We start from the raw sequence: 17,565 nt of genomic DNA, 5'->3' as shown, positions 1-17,565 counted from the left end.
GTCCCCCTGTGGTGGTCCTCCGGATCCTTCGTCCATGCCGCTACATTAGGAGCGTGCTTACTAATATGGGGGATATTAGCGCTGACCGCGCTGGACACGTAAACACCACTGCCTGGGTGGCCGACGTGCTGCGCAGCCGCATAGCTGTCGGAGATCTGCTGCCGGGAACAAAGCTGTCCGAGCAGCAGCTCGCGGCGTCACTTCAAGTCTCCCGGAACACCCTCCGGGAAGCCTTCACCATACTCGCCAGCGAATCCATCGTGACGCGCTACCCCAACCGGGGAGTTTTCGTTGCCTCGCCCGGCTCCGGTGCCGTGCGGGAAATTTACCGAACGCGTCGGGTATTGGAGCCGGCCGCAGTTCTCTGGGGTCCTGAACTGGATCTCGCACGGTTCGATGCGGTGATCAGCGAGGGAGCGGAGGCGAAGTCCCGCGGAAGCATTGCCGACATGGCCACGGCCAATCAAAACTTCCACCAGACGGTGGTGTCAATGTCCGGCAGTCCGCAGCTGCAGCAGGCGATGAGCTGCCTTCTGGCGGAGATGCGCCTGGTTTTCCACACCATCTCCACAAAGCCGGACTTTCATACCCGCTACGCCGACGAAAATGCGGCACTTGTTGAGCTGCTGCGGGCCGGCCGCCGTCCGGAGGCCGCAGAGGCACTGCGCGGGTATTTGGATGCCGCCGAGGCTGAGCTGCTGGGGCATTTGGAGTCTCTTGAGCATCTGGAGTTTTAGATTTCTCCTCCACAGAACGGTCCTTCCGTATTCCCTTCGCTTCTTATCCCCATGGGTCGAAGCGTTTGAGACGCGGCAGTTTTGACTTGATGAAATTGAGGAATGCAGCGCTTCGAGTTCAACGCAGTTCCCGACGGGCCGAGGCCGGGGAGGCCCGAAAGTCAGACTGGACTGACCGGCGCCCTGCACCTGCAGAATGTTCAGCACCTGGGCCAGGAAGAACTCCTCGTCACCCTTGAACGGCTGGACGCACTCCTCGGATGGGCTCAGGCGCAGCAGGCTCGGGGCGTTGCCCGGCTCGAAGCGCTCGTCGTTCAGGAGATGGCTCCAGATAAGGACTGTGATTCCCAAACTGTCTTCCGGCTCGTGGCGTCGGAGGTGGGCGCACTTCTCTCCCTTCCTCCGCTGGCCGCACAGCGTCTGGTCGGTGAATCCACTCTGCTGTGCGACACCTGTCCGGCGACCCTGGCCGCCGTCGAGGCGGGGAAACTGAGTTACCGCAAGGCCCAGATTATTTGCTCAACGGTCGCGTCGCTGCAGGACCCTGACCGCGGCCGGCTCGAAGCCCGGCTGCTGGAGGAGGCCGGCGGTCGAACCGCCAGCCAGCTGGACCGGGTGGCGCGCCGGCTCTATGAAGGTTTGGTGCCGGACGCGGAGCTGACGGTCCGTCATCGCCGCGCGAGGGAAGGCCGGAGGGTGTGGCTGGAACCGGACCGGGACGGAATGTGCTTTCTCTCTGCTTGCCTGTCAGCGGCTGAAGGGCAGGCAATCTTCAATGGGTTGACCGCTTGCGCCCGGGCCGAGCAAAGCGCCGGTGATCCCCGTAGAACGGATCAGCTGCGAACGGACATTTTGACCTCGCTGCTTCTCGGCGCACCTGACACTCCCCAGCAGGTTGGAGTCGCCGGTAATCCCTCATTAGCTGCTGATAACTCTTCACCGAAATCCGGCACCGTCCCGAAACCCTCCGCGAAAAAGAAGGCAAGGCAGCGGATCAAGCCCGAAGTGATGGTGCTGATCAACGCAGAAACAATCCTGGGCCTGGACGATCATCCCGCGGAACTGCACGGGTACGGCCCCATCAGCGCAGCATCCGCCCGGGAGTTGTTACGGCACATGCGGAATTGGACAGGGCTGCTGCAGGACCCGCAAAGCGGTGAAATCCTCAGTGTTGGCCGGCAGCGGCGGATACCCGCGGGGCTGCGGCGCTGGCTGCAGGCACGGGACTCCACCTGCCGCTTTCCAGGTTGTGTGGCCAACGCCCTTACCTCCGAGATTGACCACACCATACCGTGGGCGCGCGGCGGACCCACTTCGCATCAGAACCTCGAATGCCTCTGCCGAAAACACCATTGGTTCAAGACCAACGGCTTCTGGAAAGCTCAGCAACCCGAGCCCGGTGTTCTGGAATGGACCTCGCCCGCCGGCAGAACGTATCGGACCCGGGCATACTTCCCATCCACCCGTCTTGTGCCTGCCCGTCCTGTTCCTGGCCGTCCTGTTCCGGACCAACCCCCTCAGGACGAAGTTGTCCGCGACAAGCGTGTTCCGGGCCAGCTTGTTCTCACCGAGGAATCCTGCCCGGAGCCTGGTCCCGACGCGTGCGCAGTTGTCTCGGAGGCCCCGCCGTTCTAACTGTGCAGCACTATTCTCGGAGGCACCGCCGTTCCCGGTATGAGACACAGCGTCCCGGATAGGCGTCTCGCATAGAGGCATGCGACTAAACCAAATACGAGCTGTCCCGGGCATCCGTAATGAGCATGTGCCCCGAAGCGTGGCCTATGGCCAGCGAAGGCTTCGATTCCATGACGGCAGCCTGCGGCGTCACACCGCAGGCCCAGAACACCGGCACGTAGCCTTCCTCGATTTCCACCGGCTCGCCAAAGTCCGGGTGGCCCAGATCGGTGATGCCGAGCTCCCCCGGATTGCCCACGTGCACGGGAGCGCCGTGGAGCGAAGGATAGTGCGAGGTGATGCGCACGGCATCGGCCACCTGGGCAGCCGGAATCGGACGCATGGAAACCACCAGCGGGCCGCTGATTCTCCCCGCCGGCTGGCACCGAATGGACGTGCGGTACATGGGCGCGTTGGTGCCCTGATCGATGTGCGCAATGTGGATGCCGGCTTCCTGCAGGGCCGCTTCGAAGGTGAAACTGCAGCCCACAATGAAGGTCACCAGATCATCGCGCCAGTACTGCGTAATGTCCGTGGGGTCTGCAACCTGCTCTCCGTCCACATACACGGTGTAGCGCGGGAGGTCGGTCCTGATGTCTCCGCCGGCCAACAGCGGTCCGGACGTTTCACCGGCATTCAGGACACCCAGAATCGGGCAGGGCTTAGGGTTGCGCTGGGCAAAGAGCAGGACATCAAAAGCCTGTTCCTTCGGAACGATAATCAGGTCTGCCTGCACATAGCCGGCCGACCAGCCCGCGGTCGGCGTGGCCAGCCCGCTGCGGAAGAGCAGGCGTGCTTCCGCCGGGGACAGCGCCTCAGTGGATACTGCATCCGCAAGCGGATGCCTCGACTCGCGGACGGAGGTCGAAGACTCGCGGACGGGGTTCACCGCCTCGTGGACGAATTTCATCGATTCCTGGACGGAACCAAGAAGGGGTGCTTCGGACTTTAGGGCGCCTGCTTTGGATTTCACGATGACATCCTTTCGGCGGAGCTGCTTAGTGGTGTTACCGCACGGTCCGTCCGTAGGTGGGCTCGGCCAGGCCTCCCGCCGGACCGGTCGCCACGATTCGCCGCTTGGGCACTGCGGCACTGGAGCGGACAGCTCCCACCGCCTGCCGCACCCCAATCCGGACGGCGGGACCATGACCAGGCAGCAGCAGCGAAGCATCCAGCCTGCCAAGCTGCGCCAGGGAGCGGCGAGCGCCGTCGTCGTCGCCCTGAAACATGGAATCGAGCATCTGCGGACCCTTCCGCCGGCTGATCGCGTGGCCCGTGACCAGCGCATCGCCGGTAACAACGGCGCGGGCGGCCGGCAGATAAAAGGCCGTGTGGCCCGGGGTGTGACCGGGAGTGGGAACAGCCACCGGCGACCCCGGCAGCGCGGCCAGTTCGACGTCGTCGTTCCACGCCGTGGCGCTGGGCACCACTACCCGGGCGGCGCCGCCGGATGTCAGGACGTACCAGGCCCACTGCGCCACAGCCGGCTGCCATGACCTGCTCAGGATCCGTCCCACGGATACCTGGTCCTTGTCCTCTCCCCGCAGATAGGGAAGCTCAGCAGCACTGCACAGAACGGGAATGCCGTAAGCGGCGGCCAAATAGCCGGCCGTTCCGGCATGGTCCACATGAGCGTGGGTGATCAGAACGGCAGCAGCGTCGGCAGGGTCCAGACCCGCGTCCTGCAGAGACGCCAACACCAGGGGCAGGTTCCCTGGATATCCGCCGTCAATGAGCGTGAAGGCTTTCCCTTGGCGCAGGATGATCCAGTTGGACGCCGGACCCTCCGCGAACCCCACATCCTGAGCCGGTTCCGTCAGCAAATACCCCCGGCGCCCATGTCCACTGCGCATTCCGCCACCTCCTCTAAAGAGGTATATCCCGGCTTCGGGCGAGCCGCAACGGCGTTTGCTACGGTGCTCGCTACTCGGCTGAGGATTCGTAGAAGTTCCAAGCGGTGACCTGCTCGGGAACCGCCAGCGCATGCTCACCGGCGGGGATGACCGACTGCAGCCAGCTGAGCTTGGATCCGGGACGGCCGCGGTGGGCCAGGACCATGGAGCCGAGCATAAACATGTCTGCAACAGGGGCGCGGACCGCAACGCCCTGGACCACGAACGGGCCGCCCAGAGCATCAAACACCGCCGTCACCAGATCTCCGTGCTGAACGCTGCCAAGCAGGACATCCATGAATTCGTTGTCCGGGGTGTGTGCGGTCAGGGCGGTCACAAAAGCCGCATCCTCGTCCTGCAACAGTGCCAGGGAGTGGATGTCCCGCTCGGGCTTGCCGTTGTTTTCTATGCTGCGGTGGCCGAGCATCCGCACCCCGAGCACCGGGGATTTGAAGGTGGTTCCGGCCACCCGGAACACCCCGTAGTGGTCGCTCTTAAAGGTTGCAGCGGCAAGATCGGCGGGGCACATCATGTCCAGGACGCCGCCCATGCCTTTGACGTCGCGGCGCTTGGGCAGGGCTGGCAGGGTCTCCGCCAGGGACAGCGGCTCGACGGCGGAGGGCAGCAGTGCCGCACCCGCGGCTGCCTGCACAGCAGCGCCGATCTCCACAGCGGCGGCGGGCTCAGCGTCCAGAAGCTGCCGGAACGCCGCTTCTCCCATGATGTGCAGGCTCTGTCCCTTGGCCCGCAGGTCCTGGGCCTTCTGGACGGAGCGGCTGACGACGGCGCCGGTCCGCAGCATCTCCGCGTCCCAGTTCCCCACCACCAGCAGCGTGGTGGCACGCGTCGGGGCATGGTTGTTCAGCGCTCCGCCGTGTTGCAGGACCAGCTGCTGCAGGGCCGGGCGTTCCACGGAAAAGTCTCCGGTGAAGGAGACCGTGTGCCCGCCCAGTTTGGCCGAGATCGCTGCCACCGGCTTGGTGCGGTCCAGGGCAGGGCGAGGAGCGTAGCGCTGCCCCCGGGTAGCTGCCGGAACCGCTGCGATCGGAGTTCCGGCAAGACCTGCCGGAGACGTGGATCCGCAGAGTTGCAGTACGGCGTCAATGTCCGCCAGCCCTTCCCGCAGTGCCAGGCTGATGGTGATGTTGGCGCAGGCCTCAGCGTCGGCGAGTCCATCGTGATGCTGGAAGCCGCCGAAACCCAGGGCTGCGTGGACGGTGGGCAGTTTGTGGTTTTCCAGCGGCAGCAGCATCTGCGCCATTTTCACCGAGCAGCCGTACCGGAAGGCCTTGGAGGCAATTCCGGCAGCTGAGCTGGTTTTGCGGAAAACGTCCAGGTCGAAGGCGGCGTTGTGGGCGATCACGGCGTCGTCGGCAATGAACGCGGCAATCTCCGCATGCACCGCGGCCCAGGTGGGAGCCGTAGCCACCATGGCTTCGGTGATGCCGTGAATGGCGATGTTGCGCGGTTGGAAGCCTCCGCCGTCGGTGGGCCGCAGGAGCCACTGTCCCCGGTCGACAATCCGGCCGTTCCGGACCTTCACCATGCCCAGGGCGCAGGCCGAGGCCCGCGATCCGTTGGCTGTTTCAAAGTCGATCGCGGTGAAGTTCAGTGTCATGTTGTGTGCAGGTTCCTTGGAATTTCTGACCGAACTCAGCCCGGCAGCGATAACCGCAAATGGCGGCCCTCCACCTTACCTGCAAAGACTCTCTGGCAGACTCGACCGATGACAGATCCCCTGGACCTGGCCTGGCGGACCTCCCCCGGCGAGGTAACACCGGTGCTTCGGCAGCAGCTTGCCGGCTGCTGGCAGGAAGTAGCCAACAGCGGAGGCGCCGTGGGGTTCCCCTTTCCACCGGTCTCCGACTCGGACGTCGCCTCCGCCGTGGCGGACATGATCGGCTCGCTGGATCTGCCGGAGAACCGCATCCTGACGGCCGGCAGCAACGGTCGGCTGGCCGGGTGGTTGTTGCTGGCGGGCAACTCCGGCAAGCTCACCGCCCACTGGGCGCGGGTCCTCCGGGTGCAAACGGCTTTAGCTTCCCGCGGACTCGGCGTCGGACGCGCGCTCATGACCGAAGCTGCCCGGGCAGCGGCCGAAGACTTTGCCCTTGAGCAGCTGCATCTGGAACTGCGCTCCGGCCTGGGCCTGGAGGGCTTTTACCGTTCCTGCGGCTGGCGGGAAATCGGACGCTGGCCCGGAGCCCTCCGCCTGCCGGCCGGAGACTGTGACGAGGTGCTGATGGTGCTGGACCTGCAGCACGCGGCAGAAGTTACCAGTGCAGAAGACCGCCCCTCCAAGAAAAGGCAGGACTTGTAAGGTGGGACGGTGACCGCGCCTTCCTCCTCCGCCGCCAGGACCTCGACAGCTGCGGGAGCCGGCCGCTTCGCTCCCAGCCCCACCGGGGATCTGCACGTGGGAAACCTGCGCACCGCGGTTCTGGCGTGGCTTTTTGCGCGGTCCACCGGACGCGCTTTCCTGCTGCGGGTGGAGGACCTTGACCCGGAGCGGTCCCGGACTGAAACGGGGCAGCTGCGGGATCTGGCCGCCGTCGGGCTCACCTGGGATGCCGCCCCGGTCCGCCAGTCCGAACGCACCGCACTGTATCTGGCCGCCGTCACCCGGCTGGCCGAGGCGGGCAGGGTGTACGAGTGCTTCTGCACCCGCAGCGAAATCGCCGACGCACCCCGGGCACCGCACGCCCCTCCGGGCGCCTACCCGGGAACCTGCCGCAACCTCAGCGAGGCTGAACGCGCCCGACGGCGGCAGGAACGTCCCGCGGCCCTGCGCCTGCGCGCCGAGGTGGATCACTACACCGTGAACGATCTGCTGCACGGCGCCTACACCGGACCGGTGGATGATCTGGTGCTGCTGCGCAACGACGGGGTGCCGCCTTACAATCTGGCGGTGGTGATCGACGACGCCGCCTCCGGAATTGATCAGGTGGTCCGCGGCGGAGATTTGCTCACTTCCGCTCCCCGGCAGGCGTATCTCGCCTCGCTCCTGGGCCTGCCGGAAGTGCAGTATGCGCATGTGCCGCTGGTGGTGAACCCGGCGGGGAGGCGGCTGGCGAAGCGCGACGGCGCCATCACCTTGGCGGCAATGGCCCGCAACGGCCTGGATGCCCCCGCAGTGAGGGACCTCATTCTGGCCTCCCTGAACCTCCCGCCGGGAACGCTGGACGAAGCGCTGGAGATGTTCGCACCGGCGTCGCTTCCGCGCGGGCCCTGGATTTTTCGGGCGGCGTCCTAGTTGCCGCCCAGGCGAATCCCTATGGCGACCACGAAGGCCACGAGTCCGATGATTCCCACGACGGCTGCGTCCCGCCGGTGGTGCAGCCACAGCCAGGAGGGTCGCCCGCTAAAGAAGGCGTAGAGACCGGTCAGCAAAAGTATCAGCCCCGCCATGCCCACATATCCGGCTGCTCCGGAGGCAACACCCTGGGCGATGACCAGAAGCAGCATGACCAGTCCGAAGATGAAACTCCCCCAGTGAAAGGCCGGCTCACCGGGGGCATGAGATCGTGAAACCGAGCTAGTCATGGTCTTCCCATCCTTGAGCCGCCGGCCGAAACGCGGCGGATATATGCGGCGATACACAGTCCGCAGGTTGCCCTTTCCATTGTCCGGCGGCAGTCCGTGCGTGTGAATACCGCCGGCAGCACCCCGCGCGGAGGCCGAAGCATTCCTTGGTCCGAACATGGACTTTGCCCGAACCGTTGACGGTGTTTCCCGGCAGGCGTAGCTTCGTAATCAACCGAGAGGTTGAACAATCAGCACCTTGATTACCGCTATACAAAGACACTGTTGGACAAAGACACCGTTGAACAGTGACACCGCTGAAGAGAGACACAGAAGCTGACCCACGCCATGAACACTGCGGAGGATGCGGATCTGGACCGGGCCTTCCTGGCCCTGGCTGATCCTGCACGGCGCCGCATCATCGCCCGGCTGTCCCGGGGCCCGGCAACGGTCAACGAACTGGCGGAACCCTTCGAGATCTCCAAGCAGGCCGTCTCGAAGCACATTCAGGTCCTCGAACAGGCACAGCTCGTCACGCGCAGCCGTGACGCCCAGCGCCGGCCCGTCCACCTGAACCCCGCACGGTTGGAGGCACTCACCGCCTGGATTGACCAGTACCGGTTGATCCGCGAGGAGCAGTTCCGCAGCCTTGATGCCGTGCTCAATGCACAGGCCGCTGCGAAAGGCGGCCGGCAGTCAAAGGATCCATCATGACCAATGCACTGGAGCTCAACGTCCCGGACGGACTTCCGTTCATCAACTTCTCCCGCGAGGTCGACTATCCCGTGGCCTCCGTCTTCCGCGCCTACGCCGAACCGGACCTGATCCTGCAGTGGCTTGGCCCGCGCGGCATGAAAATGGAGATCAACCACTACGACTTCCGCACCGGCGGTTCCTACAGCTACATCCACACCGGTCCGGACGGAGTGCCGTACGAATTCCGCGGCATCTTCCACACGGTGCGCGAGAACGAGTCCGCCATTCAAACCTTCGAGTTCTCCGGGTATCCGGATGTGGCCAGTCTGGAGTTCATGACGCTCGAAGCGCTCGACGGCGACCGCACGCGGATCAGCGCGCATGCCGTCTATCCCTCCATGGAGGCCCGGGACGGCATGGCTGCCTCGGGCATGGAAGCCGGCGTCGCCGAAGGCTTCGACCGGATGGACGAGCTGCTGGCCCAGCTTCAGCCGGGAGCAGTGCAGGGACGGGGTGCGTGATGAGCAATCCCCTGACACTGACTACCCCCGAGGGTGAGCCCCTGATGGAGTATTCGCGGGAGTTCGATTTCCCGGTCCATGACGTTTTCCGCGCCCACATGGATCCGGAGATTTTTGCCCAGTGGATCGGACCGCTCGATGTGGCAACGCGCATCGATCAGTTCGAGGCACGCACCGGCGGCGCCTATCGATTCGTGCATTCCAGGGGCGACGGCGAGGAGTATGCCTTCCGGGGGGGTATTCCACACGGTGCGCCAGGATGAGTTCGTGCTGATGACCTTCGAATTTGAGGGCACTCCGGAAGTGGTGACCCTTGAATACACGGCGTTCACGCCGCTGCCCGGCGGCCGGAGCCTGCTGACCGGCCGCTCCCTGTACCCCTCGGTGGAATCCCGCGACGAATTCCTGTCCAACGGCATGGAAGCCGGCATGTCCGACGGCTACAACCAGCTGGACGAGCTGCTCGTCCGGGCCGGATCCACACCATAGAAAGCAGGTGCATCATGGATTGGACATTGGAAGTGGTGGTGGTCCCGGTCAGCGGCCTGGACCGCTCCATCGCGTTCTACCGGGACCAGGCGGGATTCGCCCTGGATCACCGCACCGTCAACGGGGACATGGACTTTGCTCAGCTGACGCCGCCGGGATCGGGGTGTTCCATCGTGATCGGAAACCTGCCGTCTCCGCAGCCAATGGAACCCGGATCGATGAACGGGATGCAGCTCGTGGTCTCAGATGCCCGGGCTGCGCGCGAAGAACTGCTCGGCCGCGGAGTGGAGGCGGGTGAAATTACGGTCTTCGACGAGCGCGACGGCGGCACCTTCTTCTGGTTCTCGGACCCGGACGGCAACACTTGGACGGTCCAGGAAATGAAGGTGCGGGCCGAGCACCCCCTGATTCCGCACAGCAGCCGGACGCTGTGACCCCCATGTCAGGCCGCCGGGGACGCTGATCCATCGACATGCCGGCTTTAACCCACTTGACTGGGTTTCATGCAGGCGGCTCTGGATCCGATGTGGGCAACATACGCGGTGCTGGCGCTGGCCGTGCTGGGCTTCATGACAAACCGGGTTCCGCTCGTCATCGTCGCACTGTTCGTCCCCCTGGCGTTATGGGCCACGGGGGTGCTTCCCCTGGACGAAGCTCTGCAGGGCTTCAGCGATCCCGTTGTCCTGTTTATTGCCTCGCTTTTCGTCCTCAGCGACGCACTGGACGCCACCGGCATTACGGCCTGGATCGGACAGCAGCTCGAGAGGCGCTCCACACTGCGCGGAGCCGGGCTTCTCCTGGCGATCATGGCTGCCGCGGCAGCGCTCTCTGCCGTGATCAGCATCAACGGTGCCGTGGCGGCGCTGCTGCCCGTGGGCATCGTTGCAGCGGGACGGTCCGGCGTCGTTCCCTCACGCATGCTGATTCCGCTGGCCTTCGCGGCCGGCGCGGGTTCCCTGCTGACCCTGACGGGAACGCCGGTGAACATCATCGTCTCCGAAGTCGCTGCTGAATCAGGCGGGCGGGAGTTCGGGTACTTTGAGTTTGCGCTGGTGGGACTGCCGCTCTTCATCCTCACCGCGCTCCTCGTGGTGGCCTTCGGCGGACGTCTCCTGCCTGAGCGTATCCCCGAGCGGGTTCCGGGAAACACGGCCGACCCGCGCGAACGGGTGCGGTCCTGGCAGGAACGATACGCGGCCGACCTTGACGCCGGGCGGCTGTTCACCGGCGGTGAGGGGGTGTCCGAGGTTATCGTCGCACCGCACTCGAGGCTGATCGGGCGCACCGTTTTCCCCGGAGAGGTCATCGGGGACGGGGACCTCGTGGTGGTGGCACTTCGCCGCGGCGGCACCCCGTCAACCGGCCCCGGGGTGCCCGCACCAACTGGTGAGCTGACCCTCCACACAGGCGACGGCGTGCTGATCCACGGTCCGTGGGATGCCCTGCACCGCTACACCGACTCGTCCGACGTGATCGCCGTCGAGCCGACCCGGAACCTCCAGCGGAGCATACCGCTCGGACGGGGCTGGCGCCGCTGCCTTGCCGTGCTCATCGTCGCTATCGTCCTACTGGCAAGCGGCGTTGTTCCTCCGGCCATCGTGGGACTGCTCGCGGCTGGTGCCCTGGTGGTCCTGCGGGTGGTCAGCGTCCCCCAGGGTTTCCGCGCAATCTCATGGGACACCGTGGTCCTGATCGCAGGACTCATCCCGCTCTCCAACGCTTTCGTCTCCTCGGGGGCCGCTGACCAGATTGCTTCATTTGTTGACCGGCTCACCGGCGGAGGGTCCCCCCGCTTCGCCCTCCTGGTGATCTGCGTGCTCACCCTCATCCTCAGCCAGGTCATCTCGAACGTGGCAACGGTGCTGGTGATGGCGCCCGTGGCAGTTTCCTTTGCCCAGTCACTGGACGTCAGCGTGCAGCCGTTCATGATGGCGCTGACCGTAGTGGGCGCCGCAGCTTTTCTCACCCCTATTGCCACACCGGCGAACCTCATGGTGATGCAGCCGGGCGGATACCGATTTGGCGACTACTGGCGCCTCGGCCTGCCCCTGGCCCTCATCTTCCTTGCGGCCGGGGTGCTTTACGTGCCGCTGATTTGGCCCTTCTGAACCGAATCCGGAGCGGCAGGGGCCGCCGGGGCAGGCGGAGCGGCATAGGCCGCCGGTGCGGGCGGAGCGGCATAGGCCGCCGGGGCGGGAGCCTCAGGCGCAGGCGCCGGGTTTTCGTCCTTCATCTGCCGTACCTCCGACCGGAAAATACGCAGCGACTGGCCGGCGCTGCGGGCCAGACCGGGAAGCCGCGGTGCGCCGAAAAGCAGCAGCGCGAGGGCGATCACAATGACAAAATGCCAACCTTCAATTTTCATGGGCACATCCTATCGGCCGCAGCTTTGAACTTCGGGTGAATGAGGAACAGATCAATGGTCGAGTGCGCCCGCGAACCACCCGGTGATGGTGGTCGGGTGGGTGATCGCGGTACCCACGACGACGGCGAACGCGCCGGCGTCCAGGCATGCCCGGGCCTGCGTCGGGGTATGGATCCGGCCCTCGGCGATCAGCGGCCGGCCCAGGTCCAGTGCGGAGATCTCGGCGATCAGTTCCAGGTCCGGTCCGTCGGTTTTCGGCCGCTCCCCCGTGTAGCCGGCCAGGGTGGTGCCGATCAGGTCCGCTCCCGCATCGGCTGCGGCCTTGGCGTCCAGGGCGGAGCCGCAGTCAGCCATTACCAGCGCCCCGGTCTGCTCATGTAGAGCAGAGATGGTGTCGGCGAGCGTAAGCCCGTCCGGGCGCGGCCGGCGGGTGCCGTCAATCGCCACGATGTCCGAGCCAGCAGCAACACAGGCCAGGGCATGCTTCAGGGTGGGGGTGATGAAGACGCCGTCCGCCCCGTCCTTCCACAGGCCGATCATCGGAACGTCCACCGCGGCACGGGTCTGTTCCAGATCCGAGATGCCCTGGATCCGCACTGCGGCAGCACCGCCGATCACCGCAGCCTGCGCCATCTGGGCCATGGTCCGGGGGTCCCGCAGGGGTTCGCCCGGATAGGCCTGGCAGGAGACAACCAGCTTCGATTCCAGGGCTGAGAGATCAACGCTCATGTGACGTGTTGCTTGGGGTTCAGACACGGGTTTCCTCCGGAACATTTACGCGGTCAAAGGCAAGTTTGGCGGCGCCCACCACTGCGGCGTCGGCGCCCAGGACAGCCGGCACCACGGGCAGGCCGGCCAGCGGATCCATCAGCTCGGCACGCAGCGCGGTGAGGAACGGGTTCCACCACTGTTTCCCGGCTGCGGACACGCCGCCGCCGATCACCACGATGGCCGGATCCAGCACGTTGGCCAGTCCGCCCACTGCCTGTCCGGCAGCTTCAGCCCCAAGGGTCAGGGCGCGCAGGGCCACCGGCTCTCCGGCGGCGGCACGCATCGAAATTTCCCGGGCCGTTGCGGCAGCACCGTCCCCGCCCAGCCGCCGATACAGATTGCTGATGGACGGGCCGGAGGCGATGGCTTCCAGATGCCCGGCGCGCCCGCAGCTGCACGGCAGCGCGCGGCCGGCGTCGTCGTAGGCGTAGGGAGAGGCGAGATGCCCCACGTGCCCGGCCACTGCGCGCTCCCCCGTGTGCGCGGCGCCGTCCAGGATCAGGGAACCTCCGACGCCGGTGCCCACGGCCACCAGCAGAGTGGACGGCGCGCCGGCGGAAGCACCCTGCCAGTGCTCGCCCAGGTTGTGGGCGTGCACGTCGTTGACGGCATAGGCGGGCAGCCCGGCCTCCCGGCTCAGGTGTGCGGCCAGCGGGGTGCCGGCCCAGCCGGTGAGGGAATCGGTGGCTGACACCACCGATCCGTTCCGCGCGTCAATCACCCCGGCGGAGCCGATGCCCACGGCCACCGGCAGCAGTCCGGCGGTCCGGGCCTGCGCCAGCAGGGATTCCACCAGCCCGACGGCGGTGGCCAGGATCGCTGCCGGGCCGGCGGTTGCCGGGGTGGGCCGGGACCCGGATGCGTGCAGCATGCCGGCGGCATCCACAATTCCGGCGGCGGTTTTGGTGCCGCCGATGTCCACCCCGATGACGCAGTGTTGAACCGGCTGCATCCCTAGATCAGGCCGTTGCGCTCAAGGATGGTGGCGATGGCGGCCGTTTCGGGCTCGTTCAGGGACACCATGGGCGCGGACATGATGTTGGTGTCAATGACGCCCATCAGCATCAGTGCAGTCTTGAAGGCGCCGAGGCCGGCCGCACCGCCGGAGACGCGGCCCGGTGTGGGTGCGTAAACGATGTTGAAGACGTCAGCGAGGCGGTCCTGTTCGCTCGCGGCGGTGGCAAAGTCCCCGCTGGAAGCGGCGTCGTACATGCGGCGGTAACCGGCCGGATCCACGTTGCCAAGCCCGGGCACCACGCCGTCGGCGCCGCCCAGCAGGGCTCCGTCCACCACGACCTCGTGGCCCGTGAAGACCGAGAAGTTGTCAATGCTGCGGGCGGCCAGGCAGAGCTGGCGGAAGGAGACGTCATCGCCGGAGGAGTCCTTGACGCCGGCAATGACCTGGTCCAGGCCCAGCTGGATCAGCAGGTTCAGGGGCAGCTTGTAGTTGGTGCGGACCGGAACGTCGTAGGCGAAGATCGGCACGTCAAGGGCGGCGTGGATGCCGCGGAAGTGGGTGTCGGTTTCCAGTGCATCGGACAGTGCGTAGAACTGGGAGGTGACCACCAGAGCGTCGGCTCCAAGACCGATCATCCTCCGGCCTTCTTCGATGACGCGGCTGGTGCTCTGCTCGCTGGCGCCCACGATCAGGGGAACCTGCCCGGCGTTGACCCCCGCGATGGTGGTGAGCACCAGGTCGCGCTCGCTGTTGGTCAGGTACGGGACCTCGCCGGAGGAGCCCAGGACGAACAGTCCGTGGACGCCGCCTTCCAGCAGGTGCTTGGTGACCCGGGTCAGGGAGTGGGTGTCAATGCTGCCGTCCGCGCTGCGGGGAGTGACGACGGGCGGGATGACGCCGTGGAACTGGTGGTTGGGCTGAGAGGCCACAGATATCTCCAAGTGCTGGTAATGGTTGGTGCGGTACAACAGATCAGTGCGGTGGAACAGGATGAAAATCAGGGATGCAGCAGGCTGGGCGCGGCGCCCAGGAGCTTGCGGGTGTACTCGTCTTCGGGATGGGTGAAGACCTGTTCTGCCGGCCCTTCCTCGACGATCCGCCCGTAGTACATGACGCAGATCCGGTCGGAAACGTAGCGGACGGTCTGGATGTCATGCGAGATGAAGACCATGCCCAGGTTCAGCTCGCGCTTCAGGTCGGCGAGCAGGTTCAGCACCTGCGCCCGGACGGACACGTCCAGGGCGGAGGTGGGTTCGTCGGCCACGATGACCGCCGGATCCAGGGCCAGCGCCCGGGCAATGGCCACGCGCTGGCGCTGTCCGCCGGAGACCTGGTGCGGCGTGACTTCCGCGGCGGAATACGGCAGTCCCACCAGCGCCAGCAGATCCTTGACCTTGGCCGCCCGGGAGCGAGCATCGCCGATGCCGTGGACCTGCAGCGGATCGGTGAGGATGTCCTGGATGGTCATCCGCGGGTTCAGCGCGGTGGATGGGTCCTGGAAGACGACGGCGACGTCCTGGCCAAAGTGCTTGCGGTCCGCGGCGCGGCGGATGCTGACCGGCTTGCCGTGGAACAGCACCTGCCCCGCGGTGGGTTCCTGCAGCCCCACCAGCACTGATGCCAGGGTGGACTTGCCGCAGCCGGACTCCCCCACCACCCCCACGGTTTCGCCGCGGCGGACCGTGAAGTCCACGCCGTCCACGGCCTTGACGATGTTGGGCCGGAAGATGGAACCGGTGCGGCTGCGGTGATGGACCTTAAGGCCCTTCAGCTCCAGGACCGGCACGTTCCCCATAGTCGTTTCGGTGCTCATGACTGTCCTTCGGCGCTGGTGCCGGCGGCGGCCAGGGCGGCGCCGTCGTCGTTGTGGCTGTCGGCCAGGTGGCTGGCCCAGAAATGGTCGCCCTCGCCCACGCGGACAAAGGACAGGATCTGGTCCGGATCGGCGTCCGGGCGCAGCGACCGTTCGGCAAACCGGTCGCCGGCGGCAAATTCGCGCGGCGACGGAACGGTGCCCTGGATCTGGTGGAGCCGGTCGGCGTCGGATTCGATGGAGAGTACGGCGCCGAGCAGGCCCCGGGTGTACTCATGCTGCGGGTTCCGCATGAGTTCGGAGGCTCCGGCGGATTCCACCACCTGTCCGGCGTACATGACAGTGATCCGGTGTGCCAGCGAGGCAACCAGGGCGAGGTCATGGCTGACGAACACCATGGCAAAGCCCAGCTCCTCGCGCAGTTCGTTGAGCAGGTCCACCACCTGTTTCTGAACGGTGACGTCCAGGGCGGTGGTGGGTTCGTCCGCCACAATGATCTTCGGCGAGCGGGAGAGCGCCATGGCCACCAGGACGCGCTGGCGCTGTCCGCCGGAGAGCTCGTGCGGGTAGCTCTTGAGCGTCCGGTCCGGATCCAGCTTCACCATTTCCAGCAGTTCGCGCGGTGTTTTGCGGCCGTTGCGGCGGGTCAGCTGCAGGAGCTGGTCCTTGATCAGCATGGACGGGTTGAGCGAGCTCAGTGCGTCCTGATAGACCATGGCGATCTGCTCGCCGCGCAGGCCGCGGTAAAGGCGGTCCCGTTCCCGCGGATCGTTGGTGAGCAGTTCCTTGCCCTGGAAGGTGATGGAACCGCTGAGCACCGCGGTGGGCGGCAGCAGGCCCATGATGGCCAGCGAGGTGATCGATTTTCCGCAGCCGGACTCTCCCACCAGGCCCATGGTTTCGCCTTCGCGGACGGTGAAGCTGACCCGGTCCACAATGGCGGTGTCTCCGTAACGGCCGGGGAACCGGATGGACAGGTCCCGAACCTCAAGGATCACCGGTGCGTCGGCGGACACAGCGGGCAGCCGGTCGGTGCGCTGCGCTTCCACTGCCGCCAGCAGCTGCAGTTCCTCGGCCAGTGCGGCCAGGGAGCCGGGCAGGTTGATCCGGGCGGCTGCGGGGTCGGCGGGGCGTTGGGGATCGGCGGGCACTGTCTCCGGATCGACGACGGCGTCCGCGGCCGGCGGAGCCGACGGCACGGCGGTGGCGGCTGCCAGCTTGACCGTGGCTTCCTTGACGGGAGCGGCACGGCGCATCCGCGGATTCACCATTGCGTCGGTGAGCCCTTCGGCCAGGATGTTCAGCGCCAGGACGGTGAGCAGGATGCTGATGCCGCCAAACGTCGTCGGCCACCAGGCACCGCTGAAGACCACGTTGCGCCCGTCCGCCATCACGTTGCCCCAGGAGGCCGACGGCGGCTGGACGCCGGCGCCGAGGAAGGACAGGGATGCTTCAAGGATGATCGCGTCGGCGACCATGACCGTGGCGAACACCAGCACGGGAGCTGCGGTGTTGCGGATGACGTGCTTGGTCAGGATGAACAGCCGGCCGGCGCCGATCACCCGTTCAGCGCGGACGTAGTCTTCGCCGTACTGGGCGAGCACATTGGCGCGGACCACGCGGGCTAGCTGCGGGGTGTAGACAATGGCGATGGCAAAGATGATCACCGGCACGGTGGAGCCGAAGAGGGTGAGCGAGTATTCCTTGAGGGCAAAGAGCAGGGCAGCGGCCAGGGCGATGCCGGGGAAGGCCATCATGATGTCCAGGACGCGCATGATGCCTTCATTGACCCACTTGCGTGAGGTCGCAGCCAGTGCGCCGAGGATGGATCCCAGGATCACGGCCACGGCCACCGACCCCAGGCCGATGGCGGCCGAGACGCGGGCGCCGTAGAGCAGGCGGGAGAAGACGTCGTAGCTGGAGCCGTCGGTTCCCATCAGGTGGTCGCCGCCCGGAGCCAGCACCGGGGCGCTGGATTCATTTTCCCCGAAGGGCGCCAGCGACGGGCCGGCAATGGCAATGAAGGCCACGATGATCAGGAAGGCCAGGGCCAGTTTGGAGCTGAAGTTCAGGGATTTGAAGCGGGCGCCTGAGTTGGCGAGCCGTTCAGCGAGTCCGTTGCGCATG

At 66.0% G+C, this 17,565-nt stretch carries 20 protein-coding genes; 10 read left to right on the top strand and 10 right to left on the bottom strand.

Features of this window, described 5'->3' with window-relative positions; translation table 11 throughout:
* Window positions 1-65: 65 nt before the first annotated feature.
* Together AC4D2W_RS10580 and AC4D2W_RS10575 are read left to right on the top strand one after the other, a co-directional pair.
* On the top strand, window positions 66-737 hold the full coding sequence (locus tag AC4D2W_RS10580) for a GntR family transcriptional regulator (RefSeq protein ID WP_490926862.1): 672 nt from the start codon (window positions 66-68) through the stop codon (window positions 735-737).
* 102 nt (window positions 738-839) lie between these two features.
* A complete protein-coding gene (locus AC4D2W_RS10575; RefSeq protein ID WP_490926861.1) occupies window positions 840-2,372 on the top strand; it encodes an HNH endonuclease signature motif containing protein in 1,533 nt (510 codons plus the stop codon).
* 85 nt (window positions 2,373-2,457) lie between these two features.
* Here AC4D2W_RS10575 and AC4D2W_RS10570 read toward each other — a convergent pair whose 3' ends face one another.
* From AC4D2W_RS10570 to AC4D2W_RS10560, 3 genes are all read right to left on the bottom strand, one after another.
* The gene (locus tag AC4D2W_RS10570) at window positions 2,458-3,384 is read right to left on the bottom strand and encodes a putative hydro-lyase (protein ID WP_490926860.1); all 927 of its coding nucleotides are present in this window, start codon (window positions 3,382-3,384) and stop codon (window positions 2,458-2,460) included.
* Window positions 3,385-3,418: 34 nt separating this feature from the next.
* Window positions 3,419-4,264 carry an MBL fold metallo-hydrolase gene (locus AC4D2W_RS10565; protein WP_490926859.1) on the bottom strand — a complete coding sequence of 282 codons (846 nt, stop codon included), beginning with the start codon at window positions 4,262-4,264 and terminating at the stop codon, window positions 3,419-3,421.
* A gap of 70 nt (window positions 4,265-4,334) precedes the next feature.
* Complete coding sequence (locus AC4D2W_RS10560; RefSeq protein ID WP_490926858.1) at window positions 4,335-5,921, bottom strand: exonuclease domain-containing protein; 1,587 nt, start codon at window positions 5,919-5,921, stop codon at window positions 4,335-4,337.
* Window positions 5,922-6,029: 108 nt separating this feature from the next.
* Between AC4D2W_RS10560 and AC4D2W_RS10555 the strand changes: the two genes are divergently transcribed.
* Complete coding sequence (locus AC4D2W_RS10555) at window positions 6,030-6,623, top strand: GNAT family N-acetyltransferase (protein ID WP_490926857.1); 594 nt, start codon at window positions 6,030-6,032, stop codon at window positions 6,621-6,623.
* A 9-nt stretch (window positions 6,624-6,632) separates the two neighbouring features.
* Entirely contained in the window at window positions 6,633-7,556 is a 924-nt protein-coding gene (gene gluQRS / locus AC4D2W_RS10550; protein ID WP_490926856.1) for a tRNA glutamyl-Q(34) synthetase GluQRS, read from the top strand.
* On the opposite strand, the gene AC4D2W_RS10545 is transcribed toward gluQRS, so the two are convergent.
* A complete protein-coding gene (locus AC4D2W_RS10545) occupies window positions 7,553-7,846 on the bottom strand; it encodes a hypothetical protein (protein WP_400927610.1) in 294 nt (97 codons plus the stop codon). The two genes, gluQRS and AC4D2W_RS10545, sit on opposite strands and share 4 nt — an antisense overlap.
* A gap of 327 nt (window positions 7,847-8,173) precedes the next feature.
* On the opposite strand from AC4D2W_RS10545, the gene AC4D2W_RS10540 reads away from it, so the two are divergent.
* From AC4D2W_RS10540 to AC4D2W_RS10515, 6 genes are all read left to right on the top strand, one after another.
* Complete coding sequence (locus AC4D2W_RS10540; protein WP_490926855.1) at window positions 8,174-8,539, top strand: ArsR/SmtB family transcription factor; 366 nt, start codon at window positions 8,174-8,176, stop codon at window positions 8,537-8,539.
* A complete protein-coding gene (locus AC4D2W_RS10535; protein WP_490926854.1) occupies window positions 8,536-9,042 on the top strand; it encodes an SRPBCC family protein in 507 nt (168 codons plus the stop codon). Before AC4D2W_RS10540 ends, AC4D2W_RS10535 begins: the two co-directional genes overlap by 4 nt.
* The gene (locus AC4D2W_RS10530) at window positions 9,042-9,305 is read left to right on the top strand and encodes an SRPBCC domain-containing protein (RefSeq protein WP_490926853.1); all 264 of its coding nucleotides are present in this window, start codon (window positions 9,042-9,044) and stop codon (window positions 9,303-9,305) included. The genes AC4D2W_RS10535 and AC4D2W_RS10530 overlap by 1 nt, the downstream gene beginning before the upstream one ends.
* 10 nt (window positions 9,306-9,315) lie before the next feature.
* Window positions 9,316-9,531, top strand: coding sequence for an SRPBCC family protein (locus AC4D2W_RS10525; protein WP_490926852.1), 216 nt, complete (start codon window positions 9,316-9,318; stop codon window positions 9,529-9,531).
* 14 nt (window positions 9,532-9,545) lie between these two features.
* Window positions 9,546-9,965 (top strand): VOC family protein, encoded by a 420-nt coding sequence (locus tag AC4D2W_RS10520; protein WP_490926851.1) that lies wholly within the window; start codon window positions 9,546-9,548, stop codon window positions 9,963-9,965.
* Window positions 9,966-10,034: 69 nt separating this feature from the next.
* Window positions 10,035-11,639 carry an SLC13 family permease gene (locus AC4D2W_RS10515; protein WP_490926850.1) on the top strand — a complete coding sequence of 535 codons (1,605 nt, stop codon included), beginning with the start codon at window positions 10,035-10,037 and terminating at the stop codon, window positions 11,637-11,639.
* Here AC4D2W_RS10515 and tatA read toward each other — a convergent pair.
* The 6 genes from tatA to AC4D2W_RS10485 all read right to left on the bottom strand — a co-directional run bounded on the left by tatA (window position 11,612) and on the right by AC4D2W_RS10485 (window position 17,564).
* The gene (gene tatA, locus AC4D2W_RS10510; RefSeq protein ID WP_490926849.1) at window positions 11,612-11,896 is read right to left on the bottom strand and encodes a Sec-independent protein translocase subunit TatA; all 285 of its coding nucleotides are present in this window, start codon (window positions 11,894-11,896) and stop codon (window positions 11,612-11,614) included. The genes AC4D2W_RS10515 and tatA overlap by 28 nt on opposite strands.
* A 51-nt stretch (window positions 11,897-11,947) precedes the next feature.
* A complete protein-coding gene (locus AC4D2W_RS10505) occupies window positions 11,948-12,625 on the bottom strand; it encodes an N-acetylmannosamine-6-phosphate 2-epimerase (protein ID WP_490926848.1) in 678 nt (225 codons plus the stop codon).
* A 19-nt stretch (window positions 12,626-12,644) separates the two neighbouring features.
* Window positions 12,645-13,619, bottom strand: a complete 975-nt coding sequence (locus AC4D2W_RS10500) for an ROK family protein (RefSeq protein ID WP_490926847.1) — start codon at window positions 13,617-13,619, stop codon at window positions 12,645-12,647.
* Window positions 13,620-13,621: 2 nt separating this feature from the next.
* Entirely contained in the window at window positions 13,622-14,554 is a 933-nt protein-coding gene (locus AC4D2W_RS10495; RefSeq protein ID WP_490926846.1) for a dihydrodipicolinate synthase family protein, read from the bottom strand.
* Between the two features lie 68 nt (window positions 14,555-14,622).
* Entirely contained in the window at window positions 14,623-15,438 is an 816-nt protein-coding gene (locus AC4D2W_RS10490) for an ATP-binding cassette domain-containing protein (protein WP_400927634.1), read from the bottom strand.
* A complete protein-coding gene (locus AC4D2W_RS10485; RefSeq protein ID WP_490926845.1) occupies window positions 15,435-17,564 on the bottom strand; it encodes a dipeptide/oligopeptide/nickel ABC transporter permease/ATP-binding protein in 2,130 nt (709 codons plus the stop codon). Before AC4D2W_RS10485 ends, AC4D2W_RS10490 begins: the two co-directional genes overlap by 4 nt.
* Window position 17,565: the final 1 nt, after the last annotated feature.

It is taken from the genome of Arthrobacter sp. TJ-58, assembly GCF_058269295.1.
This window is presented reverse-complemented; position numbering and strand designations above follow the sequence as displayed.